General features: G+C 31.7%; 23 protein-coding genes. All 23 read left to right on the forward strand.

Going from position 1 to position 22,079, the window contains the following annotated elements; all coding sequences use genetic code 11:
- Window positions 1–7: 7 nt before the first annotated feature.
- The 23 genes from fliW to GJU32_RS10875 all read left to right on the forward strand — a co-directional run bounded on the left by fliW (window position 8) and on the right by GJU32_RS10875 (window position 22,067).
- Window positions 8–451: a flagellar assembly protein FliW gene (fliW, locus tag GJU32_RS10765; RefSeq protein ID WP_155591957.1), complete on the forward strand. Its 444-nt coding sequence runs from the start codon at window positions 8–10 to the stop codon at window positions 449–451.
- Window positions 451–669: a carbon storage regulator CsrA gene (csrA, locus tag GJU32_RS10770; protein WP_155591958.1), complete on the forward strand. Its 219-nt coding sequence runs from the start codon at window positions 451–453 to the stop codon at window positions 667–669. The genes fliW and csrA overlap by 1 nt, the downstream gene beginning before the upstream one ends.
- A 183-nt stretch (window positions 670–852) precedes the next feature.
- The gene (gene hag, locus GJU32_RS10775; RefSeq protein ID WP_155591959.1) at window positions 853–1,770 is read left to right on the forward strand and encodes a flagellin Hag; all 918 of its coding nucleotides are present in this window, start codon (window positions 853–855) and stop codon (window positions 1,768–1,770) included.
- Between the two features lie 86 nt (window positions 1,771–1,856).
- Window positions 1,857–3,557 (forward strand): motility associated factor glycosyltransferase family protein, encoded by a 1,701-nt coding sequence (locus tag GJU32_RS10780; RefSeq protein WP_155591960.1) that lies wholly within the window; start codon window positions 1,857–1,859, stop codon window positions 3,555–3,557.
- Complete coding sequence (locus GJU32_RS10785) at window positions 3,550–3,894, forward strand: DUF8042 domain-containing protein (protein ID WP_155591961.1); 345 nt, start codon at window positions 3,550–3,552, stop codon at window positions 3,892–3,894. The genes GJU32_RS10780 and GJU32_RS10785 overlap by 8 nt, the downstream gene beginning before the upstream one ends.
- Complete coding sequence (locus GJU32_RS10790) at window positions 3,894–5,087, forward strand: motility associated factor glycosyltransferase family protein (RefSeq protein ID WP_155591962.1); 1,194 nt, start codon at window positions 3,894–3,896, stop codon at window positions 5,085–5,087. The genes GJU32_RS10785 and GJU32_RS10790 overlap by 1 nt, the downstream gene beginning before the upstream one ends.
- A gap of 120 nt (window positions 5,088–5,207) precedes the next feature.
- Window positions 5,208–6,179 carry a UDP-N-acetylglucosamine 4,6-dehydratase (inverting) gene (gene pseB, locus GJU32_RS10795; protein WP_155591963.1) on the forward strand — a complete coding sequence of 324 codons (972 nt, stop codon included), beginning with the start codon at window positions 5,208–5,210 and terminating at the stop codon, window positions 6,177–6,179.
- A gap of 24 nt (window positions 6,180–6,203) precedes the next feature.
- The gene (locus tag GJU32_RS10800) at window positions 6,204–7,064 is read left to right on the forward strand and encodes a nucleoside-diphosphate sugar epimerase/dehydratase (RefSeq protein WP_155591964.1); all 861 of its coding nucleotides are present in this window, start codon (window positions 6,204–6,206) and stop codon (window positions 7,062–7,064) included.
- A gap of 29 nt (window positions 7,065–7,093) precedes the next feature.
- A complete protein-coding gene (aepX, locus tag GJU32_RS10805; protein WP_155591965.1) occupies window positions 7,094–8,689 on the forward strand; it encodes a phosphoenolpyruvate mutase in 1,596 nt (531 codons plus the stop codon).
- 1 nt (window position 8,690) lies between these two features.
- Window positions 8,691–9,830: a phosphonopyruvate decarboxylase gene (gene aepY / locus GJU32_RS10810; protein WP_155591966.1), complete on the forward strand. Its 1,140-nt coding sequence runs from the start codon at window positions 8,691–8,693 to the stop codon at window positions 9,828–9,830.
- 1 nt (window position 9,831) lies between these two features.
- Entirely contained in the window at window positions 9,832–10,545 is a 714-nt protein-coding gene (locus tag GJU32_RS10815) for a phosphocholine cytidylyltransferase family protein (protein WP_196426662.1), read from the forward strand.
- A gap of 1 nt (window position 10,546) precedes the next feature.
- Window positions 10,547–11,647, forward strand: a complete 1,101-nt coding sequence (locus GJU32_RS10820) for a phosphonoacetaldehyde reductase (RefSeq protein ID WP_196426663.1) — start codon at window positions 10,547–10,549, stop codon at window positions 11,645–11,647.
- On the forward strand, window positions 11,644–12,756 hold the full coding sequence (locus GJU32_RS10825; RefSeq protein ID WP_155591969.1) for a glycosyltransferase family 2 protein: 1,113 nt from the start codon (window positions 11,644–11,646) through the stop codon (window positions 12,754–12,756). Before GJU32_RS10820 ends, GJU32_RS10825 begins: the two co-directional genes overlap by 4 nt.
- Before the next feature lie 23 nt (window positions 12,757–12,779).
- A complete protein-coding gene (locus GJU32_RS10830; protein ID WP_155591970.1) occupies window positions 12,780–13,991 on the forward strand; it encodes a hypothetical protein in 1,212 nt (403 codons plus the stop codon).
- Between the two features lie 15 nt (window positions 13,992–14,006).
- Entirely contained in the window at window positions 14,007–15,116 is a 1,110-nt protein-coding gene (locus GJU32_RS10835; RefSeq protein WP_155591971.1) for a glycosyltransferase family 2 protein, read from the forward strand.
- 27 nt (window positions 15,117–15,143) lie between these two features.
- On the forward strand, window positions 15,144–16,040 hold the full coding sequence (gene rfbA, locus GJU32_RS10840) for a glucose-1-phosphate thymidylyltransferase RfbA (protein WP_155591972.1): 897 nt from the start codon (window positions 15,144–15,146) through the stop codon (window positions 16,038–16,040).
- A gap of 8 nt (window positions 16,041–16,048) precedes the next feature.
- The gene (gene rfbB, locus GJU32_RS10845) at window positions 16,049–17,068 is read left to right on the forward strand and encodes a dTDP-glucose 4,6-dehydratase (protein WP_155591973.1); all 1,020 of its coding nucleotides are present in this window, start codon (window positions 16,049–16,051) and stop codon (window positions 17,066–17,068) included.
- Window position 17,069: 1 nt separating this feature from the next.
- Window positions 17,070–18,014, forward strand: coding sequence for a WxcM-like domain-containing protein (locus GJU32_RS10850; protein WP_155591974.1), 945 nt, complete (start codon window positions 17,070–17,072; stop codon window positions 18,012–18,014).
- Between the two features lie 18 nt (window positions 18,015–18,032).
- On the forward strand, window positions 18,033–19,124 hold the full coding sequence (locus GJU32_RS10855; protein WP_155591975.1) for a DegT/DnrJ/EryC1/StrS family aminotransferase: 1,092 nt from the start codon (window positions 18,033–18,035) through the stop codon (window positions 19,122–19,124).
- Between the two features lie 193 nt (window positions 19,125–19,317).
- Entirely contained in the window at window positions 19,318–19,854 is a 537-nt protein-coding gene (pseH, locus tag GJU32_RS10860; protein ID WP_155591976.1) for a UDP-4-amino-4,6-dideoxy-N-acetyl-beta-L-altrosamine N-acetyltransferase, read from the forward strand.
- Window positions 19,855–19,877: 23 nt separating this feature from the next.
- A complete protein-coding gene (locus GJU32_RS10865; protein ID WP_155591977.1) occupies window positions 19,878–20,102 on the forward strand; it encodes an acyl carrier protein in 225 nt (74 codons plus the stop codon).
- 1 nt (window position 20,103) lies between these two features.
- The gene (locus GJU32_RS10870; RefSeq protein WP_155591978.1) at window positions 20,104–21,345 is read left to right on the forward strand and encodes an ANL family adenylate-forming protein; all 1,242 of its coding nucleotides are present in this window, start codon (window positions 20,104–20,106) and stop codon (window positions 21,343–21,345) included.
- Window positions 21,342–22,067 (forward strand): SDR family NAD(P)-dependent oxidoreductase, encoded by a 726-nt coding sequence (locus GJU32_RS10875; protein ID WP_155591979.1) that lies wholly within the window; start codon window positions 21,342–21,344, stop codon window positions 22,065–22,067. Before GJU32_RS10870 ends, GJU32_RS10875 begins: the two co-directional genes overlap by 4 nt.
- Window positions 22,068–22,079 lie beyond the last annotated feature (12 nt).

Raw genomic sequence — 22,079 nt, forward strand, 5'->3', positions numbered from 1 at the left:
AGAATCAATGAAAATAGATACAAAATTTCTAGGCGCATTGGATATTGAAGAAAAGGAAATTCTAACATTTGAGCAAGGGTTGTTAGGTTTAGAGGATGAAAAAAAATTTGTATTATTACCTATAGATGCAGATCTACCTTTAGCGCTACTTCAATCAGTTAAGCAAAAAGATATAGGATTTGTTATTGCTTACCCGTTTGCATTTAAAAAAGATTATAGCTTTGATCTCAGCGAAGAGGATTACCAGCAACTGCAAATCGAAAAAATAGAAGACGTACTAACATATGCTATCGTAACGATGAAAGACACATTTCAAGAATCAACTATGAATTTACTTGCACCATTAATTATTAACATGGAAAAAAAATTCGGTAAACAGATTGTCCTTCAAGATAATAAATCCTACCCACTCCGTTACCCAATGCAATTATTGGAAGGAAGTGCCGAGTAATGCTAGTACTATCACGTAAAAAAGATGAATCTATAATGATTGGTGATCAAATTGAGGTGAAAATATTAGCTGTTGAGGGAGAGCAAATAAAAATTGGTATTGTTGCTCCTAAAACAGTAAAAGTCCATCGTTCAGAGGTGTTTGAAGCTATTCAGGCACAGAACAGAGAAGCTCTTTCTACTGCATCCAACTTTTTAGAGCAGATTAAGAAAAAGTGAAATATTGGATGAACTTCAAAAAAACAAAACTAGTACATAAAAAAAAATTCTAAAAGCTATTAAACATTTCAAACTAGGAACGATATATAGATTGTAAGGGGCAGGAAGTACATACATACTACCTAATCCGAAATTCCACATGGATGTGGAATAACAAAACAACTATTCAAGGAGGAATTCCAAATGAGAATTCAACACAACATTTCAGCTTTAAACACACACCGTAACCTTACTTTTAACAACACTCAAGCTTCTAAAAACCTTGAGAAATTATCTTCAGGTTACAAAGTAAACCGTGCTGGTGATGACGCTGCTGGTTTAGCAATCTCTGAAAAAATGCGTGGACAAATCCGTGGTCTTGATATGGCTACAAAAAACGCACAAGATTCAGTATCTTTAATCCAAACTGCTGAGGGTGCTCTTAACGAAACACACGCAATCCTACAACGTATGCGTGAATTATCAGTACAATCTGCAAACGATACAAACGTATCTTCTGACCGTGCTGCATTACAATTAGAAATTAACTCTTTAGCAAAAGAAATCACTCGTATTTCTACAGATACTGAGTTCAACACACAAAAATTATTAGATGGTACTTTTGGTAAACAAGTAAAAGATGGCGCAGCATTTGATATTAACGATGCAACAAATGCTGGTGGTAAAGTATTCCATATCGGTGCTAACTCTGGTCAATCTATCAACCTAAGTGTTGGTAACATGTCAGCAACTGCACTTGGTGTAAATGCTCTTGGTTCTAAAGCTACAGAACTTACTGACGCAGATAAAATTGGTAAAGGTATCAATATCTCAACTCAAACATCTGCTGATAACTCAATTTCAATTATCGACAAAGCATTAAACCGTGTATCTGAAACTCGTGCATCTTTAGGTGCAGTTCAAAACCGCCTAGAGCACACTATTAACAACTTAGGTGCAACTTCTGAAAACTTAACAGCTGCTGAATCACGTATCCGTGACACTGATATGGCTAAAGAGATGATGGGCTTCACTAAAAACAACATCTTAATGCAAGCTGCACAATCAATGTTAGCTCAAGCTAACCAACAACCACAAGGCGTTCTTCAATTACTAGGTTAATTTATAACGCGCAAACCTCTAGCTTTGGCTAGGGGTTTTTTTAAATATTTATATAACTGATGATAGAAGTATTGAGGTGATATGTTTTGAATATTAATATTGAGTTCCTACCAAGCAAAAATGGCGAGGAAACATTGAAAATAAATGAGTATTTTGTACATAGTAAATATAATCCCAACAAAGAAGCAGAACAATTAATTCATCGCCAATACACACCTCATCACACTCATATCATTTTTGGTTATGGGTGTGGTTATGTAGTAGATGCTTTATTAAAGCGTAGATCATTTGAAGAGACTATTATTGTAATAGATCCCTTATTTGATAGTCGAACATTAAGACCTGAACGCAAATCTTCTAATTTATTTTTGTTTGATAGTACAGCTATTTCCATGCTTGAACTATATATAAATAAAATTGCTGCAAATACACGTGTAGCATTTAAAATAATCTGTACTTCAAACTATGAAAAGGTATTTCCAAAGGAGTATAAAGAACTACTAAAAAAAATAGTGGATATACAGTATAAAAATAGAACAAATGATTATACGTTAATACGCTATGCGAAAGAGTGGCAACGTAATTTTATCGAAAATTTACGTAATCTTAATAAAGATTGCACAATTGAGAGGTTGCATAAACAATATAATTGCCCTATCGTGATAGCTTCTGGGGGTCCCTCTTTAACGAAACAAATACCGTTATTAAAAAAATATAGGAATAATTTGATATTAATTTCAGCTGGCTCAACTACTAATTCATTATTAAGTAATGATATTGAGCCTGATTATGTTGTAACGATAGATGGGGGCGAACCAAATTACAACCATTTTAAACAATTAAACTTTAAAAATGCTGAAATCATTTATTGTATGCAAAATCACTATAAGGTAAGAAAATCCTTCTCGCAAAGAGGCTATATAATTGGAACTGAGAGTTTTGATGAGTTATCAATGTATCTTGAAAAAGAATTTAATTTAAAATTCCCCGCTTTAGAGTATGGAGGGAGTGTGGCTCATGCTGCTTTTAATATAGCCCATTATATTTCGTCTGGACCAATTGCATTAATTGGACAGGATTTAGCATATACTGATAATTTAACACATGCTGTAAATAATAAACATGCTCGAGAAATTGATGAAGCATTTATAAAAGAGCGAGAAGCATTTCAAGTTGAAGGATATTATGGAGAGCCTGTTTGGACAAACCCTGTCTTGCAATCAATGAAATTAGATTTTGAAGCACTTATCACGGTTAGAAAGCCAGATGTACCTTATTTTAATTGTACTGAAGGTGGTGTTAAGATAAATGGATTTGAGCAGATGACATTCGAAGATTTTTTTAAGAAATTTGCAGGTGATAAAGTAATATCCAAAGTGACGAAAGTAAATGATACAAGCCAACAGTTAGATGTTCATAATAAATTAAAACAAATTCTTATTAGTTTAAATGAACTAAAAGAATTATTAATTAATGGGTTAACTATTGTAAAAAAAATAGAGTCATTAAATCAGATAGATCAAAAAGCTCTAAAGAAATTAGATAGTATAGATAAGAAAGTTAATAAGCTTCTTGTTAAAATTCCTATGGAGCCAATGACTAATTCTATTACGATAGATATTTTGAATCATTATTTACCAATTGAGAATGAAACTACAACTGAAACGTATAAACGAGTTAATAAGCAAACTAAAGCCTTATATACACAGCTACAAGATGCTATAAATTATACAGAGCAGTGCATAAAAAAAGTATTAGAAAATAGTGAGGTTGAAAACAATGAATGAAGTAATTGAAGTAATTAATAGTTATAATGAATATATTTTAAAAGTATCTTCAGGAAGTATTCAAATTGCAGAACATTTACGTAAAGATGAAGTACCAGAAGCCATGCAAATGATTTTACAGTTTTCAGAGGGAATGGGCTGGTTAGTAGAAGCGAGTGATTTACTTTCTAAAAATAATATAACAGTTCACTTACCAGTTGAACAAATACATGAGTTTTTAAATGAAATTAATAGTGGGCTAGAATTGCAAGATTATGTATTAGTTGCAGATATGTTTGAATATGAAATCGCACCATTTTTTGAACAACTATCACCAATTGAAGGGTTTGAAAACTAATGAACTGGGAAGTTGCTACTGCAAAAAATGGAGAAGCAACATTAACATTAAATAATTATGCTGTATATAGTAAATATAGACCTAGGGAAGATGCTTGGAAATGGGTAGATAGTGAATTTGAAGAATCCAAGGAACAGTATTTTTTAATTGGTTTGGGTCTTGGCTATCACGCTGAAAGATTAGCGCAATTGGCAAAAGGTAAAAGAGTAATTGTATATTTCTTTGAAAAAATAGAATATGAGTTATTTTTGAACAACAACGAATCCGAAGATTTACAAATAGAAATTATTCATGATTTGAAGGATTTTATATTGAATGAAAAGACCCAGGTACTAATTTCTGGTAGTTGGATAAGAGCAATTGGACAAGACCATTCACTATTTGCTTATTTAGAGGATATAAAAATTAATCAAGTAACCTTTAAAAAAACTGCTGATTTAATGAAAAATAATTTTAATAGCAACATGCGAATTTCTCCAGAAATACAAAGTTACCCAAAATATAAAAAGGAAATTGCTTGTATTGTTGCATCAGGTCCATCACTTAATAAAACAGTAAGTTGGTTAAAAGAAATTCAGGATAAAGTTGAAATATTTGCGGTAGGCTCTGCTTTAAAATTATTGTTGCTAAATGGAATAACACCGACAGCAGCTATAATTTCAGATGCAAAGCATGATATTATTAAACAAATTGAAGGTTCAGGATATCTTGGACCATTGTATTTTTTAAGCACTGCAAATGCTAAAACTGTTATCAAACATGAGGGAGACTCTTATATAATATTTCAACAAGGGTATCCTTTAGCAGAGGTGGCTGCAGAAAAACATAAAATGCCTTTGCTTGAGACGGGGGGCTCTGTATCTACAGTTGCTATTAGCTTACTTGAATATTTGGGTTTTGAAGAGATTATTTTATTTGGACAAGATCTAGGTTTTGTAGGCAATCAAACTCATGCCAAAGATTCTACATCAGGAAGGGCTGTCAGTGATGATTTGAATATAAGAGAAGTTCTTGCTAATGATGGCTCTTTCATTCACACGACACCAAATTTGCAAGTCTATACAAGGTGGATAGAAAATAAGGCCAAACGAATGTCAAAAAAACTTTATACTACATCAGAACAAGGTGTTTTTATACCTAAAGTACCATATATAAACCAAAAAGAACTGAATAGCATTGTTAATTCAAAATAAAAGCCTACTGAGATGTAGGTTTTTATTTATGATTGAGGAATTTTGTCGATATATATAGAAAGAAGTTGGTTGTATAATAAAATACATAATTTAATGAATTAGAATGGAGATATATGCGCTATGAACGTATTAAAAAATAAAACTGTTCTTGTCACAGGTGGAACAGGTTCTTTTGGTAAAAGGTTTATTCATAAAGCTTTGACATTAGATGTGAAAAAAATAATTGTCTTTAGTCGAGATGAATTAAAACAATACGAAATGAAACAAGAATTTAAAGACGATCGACTTCGTTTCTTTATTGGCGATGTACGAGACAAAGATCGTTTGTATCGAGCCTTTGATGGTGTAGATATTGTGATCCATGCAGCAGCAATGAAGCATGTAGATGCATGTGAGTACAACCCATTTGAAGCAGTAAAAACAAATATTCATGGTGCACAAAATATTATAGAGGCTGCTATTGATTGTAGGGTGGAGAAGGTAATTGCACTTTCTACAGATAAAGCATGTAGTCCTGTAAATTTATACGGTGCTACTAAACTAGCTTCAGATAAATTATTCGTAGCTGCCAATGCCTATGTTGGAGATAAAAAGACTAGCTTTTCAGTAGTACGGTATGGCAATGTGGTAGGCAGTCGTGGAAGTGTAGTACCATTTTTTAAAAAAATGAAAGAAACCGGTGCTTTACCAATTACAGATGAGCGTATGACTCGTTTCTGGATTACACTTGAGCAAGGTGTCCAATTTGTATTAGATAATTTAGAACGTATGCATGGCGGAGAAATCTTTGTGCCTAAAATCCCAAGTATGAAAGTTGTGAACTTAGCAAAGGCCATTGGACCAGAATGTAAAATTGAAATTATCGGTATACGTCCAGGTGAAAAATTACATGAAGCAATGATTATGGAGGACGATGCTCGCCATACAGTAGAATTTGATGATTATTATATTATTAAACCGGAATTCCCATGGTGGTCAAAAAAATATGCTGAGGGTGGAAAAGAATTACCAGATGGTTTTGCTTATACGAGTGACAATAACGAAGAGTGGTTAGAGATAGAGGAATTAAAAAACTTAGTTAAAGACTATTAAAGCAGAAGAAAAGGAAAAGAGGAAATGATTGATAATAATAAAAAAAATGTAATTATTTTTGGAGCTAGTGAGGGTGGTAAAAATTTTATTAAAAAACAATCGGAGTTTGAAATTTTAGCAATAGCAGATAATGATAGGAATAAAATTGGGTTGAAATTAGAGAATTATCTTGTTATTCCTCCACATGATATTTTGAACTATGATTTTGATAATGTTGTTATAACTAGCATGTATTTTAACCCAATACAAAAACAACTTTTAGACTTAGGGGTAGATGAAAATAAAATAATTGCTGCGCCGAAATCTTTTTTGAAATCAGTAGAATATCCTTTTCAAAATAATAAAACACGTGAATTTGCTCAAAAGATATTGCTGGAATTATCCAAATCATTTCAAGAGTTAAGTATTAATTATTTCGTCGATTTCGGTACTTTATTAGGAATTGTAAGAGATGGAGGATTAATTACATGGGATGATGATATAGATTTCAGTATCCCGCACTATGAATTAAATAATTTAATTCATAGTATTGATGGAATTTTGTTGAAAATTAACAAAGGTGTGATTTGGAAGTATGAAATAATTTATAATTCAGATAAAACTGTATCTAATATAGTATTAAATTTTGAAGATATATTCGACTTAGGTTTAAAGGCATTCGCTGTTGATTTATGGATTATTTATTTCGAAAGCGGTCTTGCCATTCAAACGATGAATAAGGTATCTGATATTCATTTCTTAGAAAATGATTTAGTACTTTTTAAAGGCGAATCAATCAATGTTCCCAAAGAATATGTACATTATTTGGAACATACATATGGAAATTGGAAAGTTCCTAAGAAGGATACTACATTTGCAGATTACCCATTTGCTTTTACGAATTAAGTAATTGGATTAGGAGAGGAAATACTTATATGAAAAAAACTACACTACTAAAAAATATGCTAACTTCAAATAATCTTGAGTTTCTAATGGAAGCACACAATGGACTTTCTGCGAAAATTGTTGAAAATACCGGTTTCAAAGGTATTTGGGCTAGTGGATTGTCTATTTCCGCTGCTTTAGGCGTTCGTGATAATAATGAGGCCTCCTGGACACAAGTATTGGAAGTAATTGAATTTATGAGTGACGCTACAAATATCCCTATTTTATTAGATGGCGATACTGGATATGGTAATTTTAATAATATGCGACGATTAGTAAGAAAATTAGAGCAACGTGGTATAGCGGGGGTATGTATCGAGGACAAGTTGTTCCCAAAAACGAATTCATTTATTGGAGGAGAATCACAGCCTCTCGCTGATATAGAGGAATTCTGCGGAAAAATAAAGGCAGCAAAAGATGCATGTACCGATCCAGATTTTGTTGTTGTTGCTCGAGTTGAAGCATTTATTGCAGGTTGGGGACTAGATGAAGCTTTGAAACGTGCAGAAGCTTATAGAAAAGCAGGGGCGGATGCGATATTAATGCACAGTAAAAAGTCTAATGCCAATGAAATCATGGCCTTTATGAAGGTTTGGCAAAATAGGCACCCAGTGATTATCGTTCCGACAAAATACTATTCTACGCCAACAGAACATTTCAAGGATTGGGGTGTGAGTACTGTTATTTGGGCTAACCATAATATTCGTTCGGCAATTGCATCAATGGAAAAAACTACACAACAAATTTTTGATGACCAAAGTTTGGTGAATATAGAAGGGAATATAGCTTCAGTAAGCCATGTTTTTGAGTTACAAGGTGCAGACGAATTAAAAATAGCTGAAAAAAAATATTTGCCTACATATGGCCAAGATATACAAGCAATTATTTTAGCAGCTTCTAAAGGGGAAAACTTTGGTGAACTAACGAGAGAATTGCCAAAAGCGATGCTTCCTGTAAATGGAAAGCCTATTGTGAATCGTTTAATTAGTGGTTTTAATGATGTTGGGATAAAAGATATAACTGTTGTTCGTGGGTTTGGAAAACAACATTTCAATCAAGAAAATATTAATTTTGTTGAAAATGAAGAATTTGAATACTCTAAAGAATTGTATTCTCTTTCACTTGCATTAGAAAATATGAAAAATGAAGCAGTAATTTCGTATGGAGATATATTATTTAAATCTTACATATTAAACGAATTATTAAATTCTAAAGATGAGATTACGATTATAGTTGATGCAGATACAGAAATAGAAGTAGGTTATAAGGACTATGTAGTAACTAATAATCCATACGATAAAAAACAATTTGAACAAGAAGTATCCTTACAAAGAATGTCTTCAGAACTAACAACTAATGATATTAATGGAGAGTTTATTGGGCTCTGGAAAATTAATAAAAATGGACTTGAAAAAGTGAAGTTAGCTATTAACAAATTATCAAAAAATCAAGATATTAAAAAATTAAGATTAAGTGATTTATTTAATCATCTTGTTACCAATACAGATGTTACTGTGAAATATATTAGGGGTTCATGGACGGATATAGATAATATCATTGAATTGCAAAAGGCAGGTGAATTCTAATATGTTAAAGATGTCAGACTTTGGTTCAGAGTTAGAGAAGTACGGATTTGACTTTTATAGTGGAGTACCTTGTTCATTTTTAAAATCAATGATTAATTATGCAATCAATAATGATCAATTTGTAATGGCTGCAAATGAAGGTGATGCAGTAGCAATTTGTGCTGGTGCTAATTTAGGTGGAAGGAAAACTATTTTTCTTTGCCAAAACTCAGGTTTAACAAATGCAGTATCTCCCCTGACTTCTCTAAATTATACTTTTGAGATTCCTGTTTTGGGATTTGTTAGTCTACGTGGTGAGAAGGGTGTTGCTGATGAGCCACAGCATGAACTAATGGGTGTAATTACGGATGATTTATTAAATGTGATGAAGATTGAAAATGAAGTTTTATCTGATAATATCGAAGATGCAATGAAACAATTAGCAAAAGCGAATGAAGTAATTGAAAGTGGTAAATCATTTTTCTTTATCGTAAAAAAAGATACATTTGAAAAAGAAAAATTAAATGATCAAGGCGAAACTATTTCAAATACTAAAGAAAATGTTCAACGTAGTAATGCTATCGTCTCTCAACTTCCTAAAAGAATTGAAGTATTAAAAGAATTAAAATTTATTGCGGATGAGGACACATTATTATTGGCGACTACTGGAGTAACAGGTCGAGAATTATTTGAATTAGGTCATGTAGATAATCAATTTTATATGGTAGGATCGATGGGATGTATTAGTTCAGTTGCTTTGGGTCTTGCATTAGCTAGGCCTGATAAAAAAGTGGTAGCAATTGATGGCGATGGATCACTTTTAATGAGAATGGGTTCATTAGCAACTAATGCATATTACGCACCCGCCAATTTATATCACTTATTATTAGACAATGCTTTACATGAGTCTACTGGTGGGCAAAAAACAGTATCAGGAAATATTGATTTTTTAGATATAGCTACAGGTGCTGGATATCCAAAAGTAGTACAGTTAACAGGAATAAAGGAATTAAATAAGTCCTTGAAAAGTTGGGGAGAACAGCAGCAACTTACTTTTGGATATATAAAAACAGCAAAAGGGATTAAGGAAAATTTAGGTAGACCTACATTGACACCAGTTGAAGTAAAGCAACGATTAATGATAAATATTGGGGGAGAATAAGTTGTTAAAAAAAGCAGTTATTGTAGCAGCTGGATTATCAAGCCGATTATATCCTTTAACATTAGATAAGCCTAAATGTTTATTGAAAATTAATAATGAACCAATTATTTCTCGTAATATTAAACTTTTGAAAAAAATGGGAATTGAAGAAGTGATCGTTGTTACAGGATATTTAAATAAAAAAATTGAAAATGAAGTTGGAGATACAGCAACATTTATCTACAACCCTTTTTATAGACATTGTAATAATATGGGTTCTTTATATTTGGCAAAACATGCGGTAGAAGCTGAGCCGTTCATATATTTACATGGTGATGTTGTTATTACTGAAACTTTAATCAAGAGATTTTTAGAGGACGCGAATAATAATTCTGCTCAAATTCACTTAGCCGTTGATTTCAAAGAAACTGATGAAGAAGCAATGAAAGTGAAAGTAAATAAAGAGCTAATGTTAATTGAATCCAGTAAAGAAATTGCTCAATCAGAAAGTGCAGGGGAATGGATTGGACTTGCGGTTATTCAAAACCCTAAAATGGTCTATGAATACATAGAAGAAGTTTTAGTCCATGAGAAGTTAAATGTTTATGACACTTATGCTTTCTCAAATATTGCACGTGACGGAGAGCAGATTCGATGCTACTCAATTCATGGTGAAAATTGGATGGAAATTGACTTTTTAGAAGACTATGATGAAGCGCAAAGGATGTTTAGATGAGATGATTCAATATGACAATCCAGTGAAAATAGAATTTGGTGCAGGGAGTTTGAAGTTTCTTCCGCGATTTCTTAAAGGTAGAAAGGCACTTTTAGTAACATCAAGTGGTTTCGTTAATAGAGGACTAGTTAAGCATTTATTGAATACAAATCCGAGTATTATTAATATTATTTCTAATATACAACCCAATCCAACGCTTAAACAAGTTTTAATGTTTAGAGAACAGTTAAATTATGATGAGTTTGAAGTGATTATTGCGCTAGGTGGAGGCAGTGTTATAGATATTGCTAAAGCTTTTTCAGTGTTTAATGAGACAAAACAAATAGATATTAAAAAGGTAATTTTAGAAGGCTTTGAAGGTTTAGAGTTTCAAACTAAACCTATTATTGCAATCCCAACTACTGCAGGAACAGGTAGTGAAGTTACATCGTGGGGAACAATTTGGGATGATGTGAATAAAAAGAAATATTCGATTGCGCATTCAAATTTGTATTGTGAAAGTGCAATTCTAGATTCAGAACTACATGTGACCATACCGAAAGAGTTGACAATTCAAACAGGACTAGATGCACTTTCACATAGTTTAGAAGCTATTTGGAATAAGAATGCGAATCCTATATCTGAATTATACGCGGTTAGTGCAGCGAAAATGATATTAGAAAACCTACCGAAGTTGATTAAGGATTTAACAAATATTGAGCTGAGAGAGAAAATGCTGTTAGCATCATATAAATCTGGTTTAGCGTTTTCAAATACTCAAACAGCTATTGCACATGCGATGTCCTATTATATGACACTGCATAAGGGAATTCCACATGGCATTGCAGCGAGTATTACTCTACCAGCTATTTTTGAAGCTGCTTTACTAAAAGATGGTGTAAAGAATAGTTTATATAGCATCTTTCCCGAAAGTGCAAATCCAGTGCAGGAACTGATAGCCTTATATAAGGAATTAAATATTTCGTTAGACCTTGAAAGCTATAAAATTACAGATGAGGTTTTAAAGGAAATAGAAGTATCCTTAGAATCTACTACTAGAATAGCAAATAGCATTGTCCAATTTAGTGACATTGATTTTGAAAACTGGATGGTGAAAAGATGACTAAACCATTAGTAAGCGTAGTTATACCTGCATATAATCATGGAAATTATATTGTAAAAACTTTTGAAAGTTTAATTAACCAAACATATGAAAATATGGAACTAATTGTGATTGATGATGGATCTAGTGATAATACCCTTTTAGTTATCCAAGATTATGAGCAAAAGCTTGTTGATAGATTTAGTAAAGTTATTGTGAAATCACAGAAAAATCAAGGGATATGTAAAACTTTTAATAATGGAATTCAATTATCAGAAGGCAAATATATTTTTATTTGTCCTTCTGATGATGTTTTTTCTGAAAATTTTGTTTGCAAACAAATTTGTTATCTTGAAGAAAATAAAGATTATTCATGTTCATATACAGATGGGATTAACCTAAATAGTAGTGAATTAGATATTCATGATTACAGTAAGGGGAATGTTTTTTCAGAACTATTTACTTTCAAGAGTGGAGATTTAAGATGGTTTATGTTGGATAATTATTTAAATCTTCCAACACCTTCTTTTATTTATAGAGCAAGTATTTTTGAGGAAATAGGCTTATTTGATGAGACTTTAAAATTTGAAGATGTAGATATGTTTTTACGAATCTCTAAATATAACAAAATGGGATGTATAAACGAGAAATTGTTTTATCGAAGATTACACAATACCAACTCTGGAAGGAATCCAGACATAATAATCAAAGGGCTTAAGCAAATTATTGAAAAGTATTCGTTAGATCCAGATTATAGTGAAGAAGAAAAACATAAGTTAATTCATAACTTAAGTAAAGATATAGAAATACTAGAGGGTAAATATAAAAAAAATCAATTTATCAAGACGGAAAACTTTAAAGATTTTGTAAACAATAAGAAATTGTATGTGTGGGGAACTGGCACATATGCAAAAGATTTACTAGATTCTCAATCAAGTAAACTAGAAGTTTCATTATTTATAGAGAGTTTACCTAAAAGACAAACTTTTTTAAATAAAAAAGTAATAAGTTCACAAGCATTACTTCAATTAGAAAAAGATTATTTTATTTTAATCGCAAGTAGTTATAAAGAGGAAATTGTAAAATGGCTTGATAATAATGGCTTTGAAAGAGACAAGGATTATATGTAAATAACTATAAAGGAAGAATAGTCATGAAGAAAATTGTATTTATGTTAACAAGACCTGTATTTTGGAATATTTATAATAATTTATACAAAAAGTTTGAAGAAAATCCTGAATATGAGCCTGTAGTATTTTTATGTGGTGAAACAATCAATCATATTTGGGCAATTTATAAAGACGAAATTCCTCAAGAAAAACTTACAAAAAAGAAAATGCACCAACTCACACATGACTTTGAGCCGTCAATTCAATTTGCTAAGGATAATAATTTAAATTATGTTTCGGGTTATAATCAAGAAACAGAAGAATGGGTGGAGTTAAAAAATATTAATCCGGATTTAGTTATTTATTGTGATCCATATGATGGATACTATTTGCAGGAAGATTGGCAACCTCAAAACGCCTCAAGAGTATACAAGACGGCATATATTCATTACTGCTATTTACTAGTTCATACAATGGAGTTTTATAAAAAACCGATTTTTACGAAGGCTTGGAAAGTATTTATAGAAACTGATGCACATACTAAAATTGCAGAAGAAGAGCTTGGAATAACAGTGAGTAATTTTGTGAATTTAGGTTACCCGAAATTTGACGATTATTATTTCAAGGAAACAAACTTTGCAGAAAATTTAAGAAAATATGACACAGCCAAATTTGAAAAACTTTACATTTATGCACCACATTGGACAGTAAGCCCAAAAACAGATCGTGGAATTGGTTGGTACGGGAATTTTAACAATATATATAAGGAAATCTTAGAACTAATTAAAGAAAATAAAAAATACTTTTGGATCTTTAAGCCACACCCATTACTATATCCACAGTTAGCTCATAACTATGGAAGAGAAAGGGCAGACAAAATCTTTAATTTGTTTAGAAATTTAGAAAATGTAGAATTTTATGAGGGACATGATTACGTAAATTTATTTAAATTATCTGATGGTCTTTTACTTGATAGTAATTCCTTTATTGCTGAATATATGCCTTCAGGGAAGTCAATTGTTTTCCTACAGAAAAAAGGCGATTTAAAGTTGAATCAGGTAGGAGAAGAAATTATTGAATCATGCTACAAGGTGGATGTTGGTTCAGATATAAGATTACAAATTCATGAAACATTATTCAGAAGAGACGATTATAAATATAAAGAGAGAATGCAAATGGTTGAAAAATACATGATGTTAAATAAAAAATTAAGACCTACAGATAGAATTTATGAATATATTTTAAAAGAATTGTAATAAGAGGGTAAATGAATGAATCCATTAGTTTCGGTATTAATACCATCCTATAACCATTCAGATTATATTGTTGAAACACTTCAAAGTCTATGTGAACAAACATATAAAAACATTGAAGTAATAATTATAGATGATGGTTCGAAGGATAATTCTGTAGAAATAATTAAAAATTTTATGCCAAAATTAGCTGAAAGTATAGAATCAGTTAAATTTATTCAACAATCGAATGTCGGTATTTGTAAAACAATGAACATTGGCTTACAACTATCTAAAGGGAAGTATTTTTGCATCTTACCATCAGATGACTTAATGTATAAAAATTACCTAGAAAAACAAGTGTATTTTTTAGAAAAGAATGCATATGCATGCTCATATACAAATGGAATGCATATAAATACTGCTTTTATCGATAAAAAGGAATATAATAAAGGTTTATTATTTTCTGAGGTTATACCGTTTAATCAAGGAAATATTAATTCATTTTTATTATACAATGTTTTCGATCTACCATCACCAAGTTTCGTCTATAAAACAAGTGTATTAAGAGATATAGGTGGCTTTGACGAAGACATAAAGTTTGAAGATGTTGATTTGATGTTGAGAATTTCCAGAACTTATGAAATTGGCTTTATAGATGAACCATTGATTTTACATAGGATTCATAGTGGGAATTCTGGTAGAAATAAAGATATTATAATTGGCGGCATAGCAGATTTATATAAAAAGTTTATTGTGAATAACCATTTATCGTTAAGTGAAAAAGAATTAGAAACATTAGCTACTTATTTTGAAAAGAAAAGATTGGAACAATTAAATCCAAAGCCTAAAAAATATTGGTTCGATATTGAAATAGAAAGCCTTAAAGTTCTTGCTAAAAATAAAAAATTAGTTGGATGGGGAACAGGTGATTTTGCAGAAAGTTTTATTTTTAAATATCCTGACTTAACGTTTGACTATTTTATTGATTCTAATAGAGTTGGTCAATGGAATAGCTTTGAAGTTAAATCACCTGGGTATTTAAAAGAGGAATCCAATGTTTTTATATTAATCTTAAGTAGTTTTAATGAGGAAATCGGAAAAGAATTAGAAGCACTTGGATTTAAAAAGGGTTTAGATTTTCAATAAAAACTATTTATGAAGGATGTGTAAAAAGTGAAAGGAATTATTTTGGCTGGAGGGAGTGGTACAAGATTATATCCATTAACCCGTACTATTTCTAAACAACTGTTACCAGTTTTTGATAAACCGATGATTTACTATCCCCTTTCGGTTTTAATGCTAGCAGGGATTAAGGATATTCTTGTGATCTCTACTCCATCTGATATACCAATGTTTAAACAACTATTAGGAAGTGGAAGTGAATTAGGAATTTCACTCAGCTATAGAGAACAAGAAAAGCCTGATGGGCTTGCTCAAGCTTTTATAATTGGAGAAGATTTTATTGGCGAAAGTAATGTCGCACTTGTATTAGGTGATAATATATTTTTTGGGCAAGGATTTACACCGATTCTACAAAATGTAGCCAAAAGAACGGATGGTGCTACAGTTTTTGGATATCGTGTAAAAGATCCTGAAAGATTTGGTGTAGTGGAATTTGATAAAAACTTAAATGCAAAATCGATTGAAGAAAAACCTGAAAATCCTAAATCTGATTTTGCAGTTACAGGACTATACTTTTATGATAATAAAGTGGTGGAAATTGCCAAAGGAATTAAACCCTCTTTACGCGGAGAATTAGAGATTACAGATATAAATAAAAAATATTTAGAACAAAAAGAGTTAAAAGTAGAGTTGCTTGGGCGTGGATTTGCTTGGTTAGATACTGGAACACATGATTCTTTGCTGGAAGCTTCTTTGTTTATTGAGACAATTGAAAAAAGGCAAGGTTTTAAAGTTGCCTGTATAGAAGAAATTGCATATAGAATGGGTTACATTAATCAAGAACAATTATTAGCACTTGCAGAGCCTTTAAAAAAATCAAATTACGGACAATACTTAATTGATATTGCAAATGAACCTAAGCAATTTTCATGGAATTCAATGAGGTGATATAGGTAATGGAAACAATACTAATAACTGGTGGCGCTGGTTTCATTGGTTCTAATTATATCCACTATTTTTTAAATAAACATAGTAAATATAATATAGTGAATCTAGATGCATTAAGTTACGCAGGGAATATTTGTAATAACTCAGAAGTAGCTAATATAGAAAATTATAAGTTTGTGCAGGGGGATATTAGAGATAGTAAATTTGTTAACAATTTATTTGAAGAATTTGATATAAATCATGTAATTCATTTTGCAGCGGAGTCTCATGTTGATAATTCGATAAATAATCCAGTAGTATTTGTGGAAACGAATGTTCTTGGAACAATAAATTTATTAGAGTCTGCCCGTAATCATTGGCAAGTAGGTCCTTTTAATAATAAAGAGGGTTATGTTAATTCTCGTTTTCTACATGTGTCAACAGATGAAGTATATGGAACATTAGGTAAAAGTGGATTGTTTACTGAGGAAACTCCATATGCACCTAATAGTCCATACAGTGCAAGTAAAGCTTCATCAGATTTGATGGTAAGAAGCTATTTTCACACTTTTGGATTAAATGTTGTTACTACAAATTGTTCGAATAACTATGGCCCAAAACAGCATGATGAAAAATTTATTCCTACATTAATACGTAATGCATTAAACGGAAATATTTTGCCGATATATGGTTCGGGTGAAAATATAAGAGACTGGTTGTTTGTTGAGGATCATTGTAAAGCAATTGATGTTATTTTTCACGAGGGAAAATCCGGGGATACATACTTAATTGGTGGAAAAAATGAGAAAACGAATTTAGAAATAGCAATTATTATATGTAATTATCTAGATAAGATAAGGTCAAAAGACAAAAGCTATAAAGAACAAATAAAGTTTGTAGAAGATAGATATGGTCATGATTTTAGATATGCGATTGATGTGAGTAAGCTTGAAAAAGAATTAAATTGGAGGGCTGAAGAAACTTTTGAAACGGGAATTTTGAAAACAATCGAATGGTATATTGATAAATATATCCAAGGTGGGATTTAATATGCAAGAGAGGTATATAGAATTTTCAGAAATCGGCGACGCGAGAGGATCACTTGTAAGTTTAGAAGAAATGAAAAACATACCGTTTAGAATAAAGCGGGTGTATTATATTTATGACACTGATACACAGTTGCCTAGAGGATTCCATGCACATAAAGACCTCCAACAAGTATTAATTTGTGTAAGTGGATCATGTAAAGTAATTCTAGATAATGGTAATATTAGATCAGAATATGTATTGGATAAGCCAAATAAAGGACTTTTTGTAGATAAAACTATTTGGCGTGAAATGTACGATTTTAGTAAAGATTGTGTTTTAATGGTATTAGCTAGCGAGTTATATAGTGAGGATGATTATTTAAGAAATTATGAAGAGTTTAAGACTTATTTAAAGGATAATATTATTGAAAAGAATTATTTTAAACATGAGAAATCTATAGTGGAGACCAGAAATATAGGTTCTAATACTAAAATATGGGCTTATACACATGTGTTTCCAGGTGCTGAAATTGGAGAAAATTGTAATATTAATGATCATACACTAATTGAAAATGACGTTGTTATAGGAAATAATGTAACTATAAAATCCGGTGTACATATTTGGGATGGTGCCCGTATTGGCAACAATGTATTTATTGGTCCAAGCGTTGTTTTTACAAATGACTTAAATCCCCGTTCAAAGGTTTATCCATCAAAATTTGCACAAATAGTGATTGAGGACTTTGCATCTATTGGTGCTAATTCGACAATTGTTGCAGGTAATAAGATTGGTAAACATGCAATGATTGGTGCTGGAGCAGTATTAACAAAGGATGTACCTCCTTATACATTATGGTACGGCAATCCAGCTACATTTAAGGGGTTCGTTTGCACCTGTGGAAAAAAGTTGAATGAGCGAAAGTTTTGTGAGAGTTGTGGCAAGGATTTATCAACGGTCATTGATTGAGCAGAAGGAGTAAATAAGATGATTCCATTTCTCGATTTAAAAAAAATAAATAACCAATATACTAAAGAATTAGAAGAAGCGGCTAGTCGTGTAATAAATAGTGGTTGGTATATTTCAGGTACTGAGGTAGGGGAGTTTGAAACAGAATTTGCCGCATATTGCGGAAATAAGCATTGTATTGGAGTGAGTAATGGTTTAGATGCATTAAAATTGATATTAAAGGGATTTGAAATTGGAGTAGGAGATGAAGTAATTGTTCCCTCTAATACATATATTGCATCTATATTAGCAATTTCAGAGGTAGGGGCAACACCAATATTAGTAGAACCAGATATAGAAACCTATAATATAGATCATAATTTAATTGAAACTAAAATCACAAAGGATACTAAAGCAATTTTAGTAGTACATTTATATGGCTTAATTGCCGAGATGAAACCTATTTTAGAAATTGCAAAAAAATATAATTTAAAAGTCATAGAAGATGCAGCACAAGCGCATGGAGCAATTTACGATGGTAAACGAACAGGTAATTTAGGTGATGCTGCGGGCTTTAGTTTTTATCCTGGTAAAAATCTTGGGGCTTTAGGTGATGCAGGGGCTATCACAACAAATGATGATTTATTAGCAGAAAAGCTAAGATCGTTACGTAACTATGGCTCTTATAAAAAGTATGAGAATGTATATAAAGGATATAATCATCGTTTAGATGAAATGCAGGCGGCTCTACTTAGAGTGAAATTGCCGTATTTAGATGTTGAAAATGATAAACGTCGCAAGATAGCTAATTTATACCTAGAAAATATACGAAATAAACAAATTGCTTTACCAAGGTTACTAGTACCTCAAGAACAACATGTTTGGCATGTCTTTACAGTATGTACTGAAAAACGAGAAGAATTTCAAAGGTTTTTATTAGAACATGGAATTCAAACAATTATTCATTATCCAATTCCTCCGCATAAACAAATTGCTTATAGTGAATGGAATAATATTAATTATCCAATATCAGAAGAAATTCATCGCACTATTATAAGTCTACCTATTTCATCGGTACAAACTGAGGAAGAAACGTTTAAAATAATTAGTGTTATTAATAGCTATAGATAGTGTTATACACGCTAGAAAATTATTAAGTATGATATACATGTATTTAGTAGTATCTTAAAATATTTATTCAAGCGACGTTCAATTATTTATGAAGGTCGTTTTTGTTTTGAAGGAAACATGGAAAAAAAGCACTTACAACCGATAATATAGATATATCATGATTAGATTTAGAATATGTGTGATGGAGGTTCTAATGATTCGTTTTGTTAAACTTAGGGAAAAGCATCTTGAACAAGTTCTGGAATGGAGAACAAAGGAAGATGTCACTAAATTCATGAACACAGATATTGAAAAAGACATGGATAAACAGAGAGAGTGGTTTAGAAGAATTTCAAATTCTGAATCCGATGCTTATTGGATTATTGAAATAAAGGGAGAATCAGTAGGCGTAATTTCATTAAATAATATTGATCATTTGAATAAAAGAACAAGCTGGGGCTTTTATATCGGTGAGGAAAAATATCGATTATACGGAGGTATTATTCCACCATATTTTTATAATTACATATTTCCGAAATATAACTTCCATAAAATTACTGCGGAAGTAATGGAAGGGAATGATAATGTCCTCAAGTTGAATTTATTTCATGGCTATCGACTGGTAGGAATGTATAAAGATCATATTTTAAAAAATGGTTCATACAGGGATTTGAATTTATTAGAGCTATTAAAAGAAGATTGGCTACAATTAAATAAATATCAGAAATATATAGGCGAATTTGAAGAGTGAAATTTTAGAATGGAGAATGAGCAATGGACCAATTATTATTAATCATTAATGAAATGCGAGAAGAAGATGGGAATGCGCCACTTGAGATGTTAGAGGACTCAATGGATTTACGAGATGATCTTGTATTAGATTCTTTAATGTTGGCAGAATTAACAGTTCGAATTGAAAGTGAGTTTAATGTGGATATTTTTGAAGACGGCATCGTTCAAACAGTTGGTGAAATTATAGCTAAAATTGAAGGTAAATAATATGGATAAGATTTTTTTAGTATATAATGACACAGTTTATACATATGGACAATTGTTAATGGACTTGAACAGTAAGGAAGCAGGATATTCATATTTATATGTGAAAGACAACCATCCGTATGAGGTTTTTTTAGGGATTATCCATAGCTTGCTTTATAATTATCCACTTGAAATATTAGACGGTGATTTTTCGGAGCAAGAGATTAGTGAACTAGGTGTAGATACAAATCTATTAACAACTAAAGTACCGAAACATGAGCGTCTTCATTTTCAAAATATGGATGAAGTGATACGGAGAATATACAAAAAAGATCAATGGATGCTAACACTCTATACATCTGGTACAACAGGACGTCCTAAAAAGATGGGCCATACTTTCGATACACTGACGAGAAATGTAAAGGTACATGCAAAGTTCGAACATTGTATTTGGGCATTTGCATATAACCCTACACATATGGCTGGTATACAAGTTTTTTTCCAAGCATTTCTTAATCAAAATCCATTAGTTTATATGTTTGGTAAGTCGATGAGTAATATAAAAATATTGATGGAAACGTATCAAATCACACATATTTCAGCAACGGCAACATTTTATCGTAATATCCTTCCATATCTACAGGGAACTACATATCCAACAATGGAAAGAGTTACATTTGGTGGGGAAAAATTCGATTTGCTTTTAGAAGAGAAAATCAAGCATGCTTTTCCTAATTCAAAAATAACTAATGTATATGCATCTACTGAGGCTGGAAGTTTGTTCGCGGCAAAAAGTGATGTTTTTGAAATTAGACCAGAATATAAGCAATTTGTAAAGATTACTGAACAGAGGGAATTGTGTATACATCGTTCTTTACTTGGACAGTCACACTCATTAGAAAATGAGTGGTTTCATACAGGGGATTCTGTTGAAACCATTGATGAAACACATTTTAAATTTCAATCGCGCCAATCGGATATGATCAATGTAGGGGGCTACAAAGTAAATCCAATTGAGGTTGAAAATCTACTTATGCAAGTACCAGGTATTATAGATGTTGTAGTGAAGTCGAAAAAAAATAGTGTGACGGGAGAAATGCTTGTTGCAGATGTAATTAAGTGTGAGGAATTGGATGAAAAAGAGTTAAAAAAAGAATTAAAGCAATTTGCTACAACTCATTTACAGGCATGGAAAGTACCGCGCATTATTAAGTTCGTGGATGAGCTACTGATTACACGAACTGGAAAGAAGGTTAGAAAATGAAATGGATTATTGTAACAGGTGATTCAAGAGGTGTCGGAAGAGAGATTGTTCAACAAATCCTATCTGAAACAGATTTTGGTGTAATAGGTATTAGTCGTTCAAGCATAGAAGCAGCAGATGAACTGTTAGCAAAATACCCAGATCGTTTCAGGGCACTTTCTTATGATTTAACAGATGTAGATGGAATTAAGCAGTTGTACATGGATAAGATTCGTAAAATAGGTCCAATTCATGGGCTTGTTAATAATTCAGCAATGGCTTATGACGACATTGTTTCTAATTTAAATGTGCAACAATTGCAGCAAATGTTCCAAGTGAACGTATTTTCAGCAATGCATCTATCAAAATATGCAATCAGAGATATGTTATTGCATAAAACACAGGGTTCAATCGTGCATATTTCCTCAATCAGTGCTCATACAGGATATAAAGGTTTGAGCATGTACGCAGCATCAAAGGGAGCAATAGAGGCATTTTCAAAAAATACGGCTAGAGAATGGGGAAGCAAAGGAATTCGTTCTAATTGTGTTGTACCAGGTTTTATGGAAACATCAATGAGTTCGACATTGACAGATGATCAAAAGGCACGTATTTATCAAAGAACCTCTTTAAAAAAGGAAACGGATGTTTCGAGTGTAGCAAGTACAGTACTTTTTTTACTCTCAGATCAAGCTAAGTCTATTACAGGAACAGTAGTGCATGTCGATAATGGAACGATTTAGGTAGAAGATTTC

Origin of the sequence: Lysinibacillus cavernae (assembly GCF_009724685.1) — a bacterium.
GTDB classification, from domain to species: Bacteria; Bacillota; Bacilli; order Bacillales_A; family Planococcaceae; genus Lysinibacillus; species Lysinibacillus cavernae.